Source organism: Komagataeibacter nataicola (genome assembly GCF_003207795.1).
In the GTDB taxonomy this organism is placed as follows: domain Bacteria; phylum Pseudomonadota; class Alphaproteobacteria; order Acetobacterales; family Acetobacteraceae; genus Komagataeibacter; species Komagataeibacter nataicola.
Map to the genome: position 1 here is coordinate 1 of NZ_NIRT01000096.1, position 673 is coordinate 673.

A 673-nucleotide genomic window follows, 5' to 3' on the forward strand; every position below is an offset into this window, starting at 1 on the left:
TGATTGACGTAACGCCAATCAGTGCATTGGCAATGAAGCCCATTGCCTGCAACTGGCCCAGGGCCACAGGGTTCTGCGCCGCCGTGGCATTGAGCACGCTCAGCGGGCCGGTCATACCGTCGCCCGCCTTCGATATCTTCGAGGCCTGCAATCCGGGAATGGTCTCATAAAACGGCGCGCCTTCGGCCTGCGCAATCATGTCCGCCGCAATCGCCGTAGCTGCTGACGGCACCGTGATGGTCCATAGCGGATACGCGCCATCCGGCACGGCTGCACCAATCCCCAGTTGCGCCACGTCCTGCCGCACGGTTGGCGCCGCCTTGCCGCTATTATCCGACCCGGCATAGGTCACGGACGGGTCGGCCGCGTTATAGAACGGCAGCACGGTGTCATCCGTATCCACCGTGGCGGGTGTGGCATACACGGTGTATGTGCCCCCTGCCCCCGGCACGGTGAGCGTGACCGGATCACGGCTGATATACTGGCGCACCAGCACGCTGCCACTGGCCGCCAGCGTGCCATAGGCTGTGGTGTCCACCACGCCTGCCGCCAGCAGCGAGCCCGGCGCAATGGTGACAGTAAGCCCGGCGCCCGGCGTGCAGGCAAAGCCGCCAGCGGATACGGTATTCTCGCCGTAAGCCATACCCGCAAGGTGGCCGAGGCCCACAAAGGC

1 pseudogene is annotated in these 673 nt (G+C 65.1%); it reads right to left on the bottom strand.

The window, feature by feature from the left end:
• Positions 1 to 673 (bottom strand): annotated as a pseudogene (locus tag CDI09_RS17430) (hypothetical protein); the annotation flags it as partial.